1 protein-coding gene and 1 pseudogene are annotated in these 1,125 nt (G+C 30.2%); both read left to right on the forward strand.

The window, feature by feature from the left end:
* Nucleotides 1-356 (forward strand): annotated as a pseudogene (locus tag AB0C84_RS46290) (hypothetical protein); the annotation flags it as partial.
* A gap of 192 nt (nucleotides 357-548) precedes the next feature.
* Nucleotides 549-1,124, forward strand: a complete 576-nt coding sequence (locus AB0C84_RS46295; protein ID WP_361079327.1) for a GNAT family protein — start codon at nucleotides 549-551, stop codon at nucleotides 1,122-1,124.
* Nucleotide 1,125 lies beyond the last annotated feature (1 nt).

Below are 1,125 nucleotides of genomic sequence, written 5' to 3' on the forward strand. Positions count from 1 at the left end.
TTGAACTGCAAATTGGAGATAAAATAACCTCTACAACATCTTTAAATTCTGATAAAAATTGGGTAAAAGTTAACAAAGGAGTTCATGTAACTTTAAATTCTATAAGTGCTAAAGAAGATGAACATGTCCCTTTAACTTTCAATACAGAATTAACTCCCCAACCTTATTTAGGAGCTTTAGGACATGTGATTATATTTGATGAGCAATTAACTGATTATATTCATGTTCACCCAGAATCACCTGATTCTACAACCTTTTATGCTCATTTTCCTAAAAAAGGGATGTATAAAATTTGGGCAGAATTTAAATTTAATGATGAAGTGCATAGATTTACTTATAATATTAAAGTTGCATAAATCTATTAGCAAAAGCTTAAAAATCAGTAAATTGTAAAGAGTTATTTAGATAATACAAAACGCTTTATAAAAAATCGAAAATTTAAGATAGAAAGTTGATGAAGAAAGTATCAAAAAATTGTAGTGGTTGTTTATATTGCAACATTCACTGAATTTTTATAGTTAATAACCTATTATTTAAGGAGTAATTTATTGATTAAGTTTGAATATTTTGAGGAGAAAGATTTTGATTTATTAATAAACTGGATAAACTCTCCTGAACTTTTAGTCAAATGGGCAGGTACAGATTTTAATTATCCCCTAGATGAAGAACAATTAAAGGAATATATTAAAGACACAAATAAAGAAAATTCTAGTAAAATAATTTATAAAGTTATCATTGAAGAAAATAATTCAAAAAAAATTATAGGTCATATTGCTTTAAATAATATAGATTTTAAAAATTGTTCCGCCACGTTAAGTAAAGTTTTAGTAGGTGATCCGCAAATGCGTGGCCAAGGATTAGGCCCTAAAATAATAAAGAAATTATTGAAAAAGGCTTTTGAAGATTTGGGACTACACAGAATTGAATTAGGTGTTTTTGCCTTTAATAAATCAGCTATTAAAAGTTACAAAAAGATTGGATTTATAAAAGAAGGAGAAAAAAGAGACTTTAGAAAATTAAATGGAGAATACTGCCGGACGATCTGGACCTCCGGATCGTCCTCCCCGGTGCGGTCGAACAGCAGGCGCCGGGCGTCGGGGCGGCTCTGGGCGAAGCTGAAGTAGG

This window comes from Actinomadura sp. NPDC048955 (assembly GCF_040649435.1).
Lineage (GTDB): Bacteria > Actinomycetota > Actinomycetes > Streptosporangiales > Streptosporangiaceae > Spirillospora > Spirillospora luteofluorescens.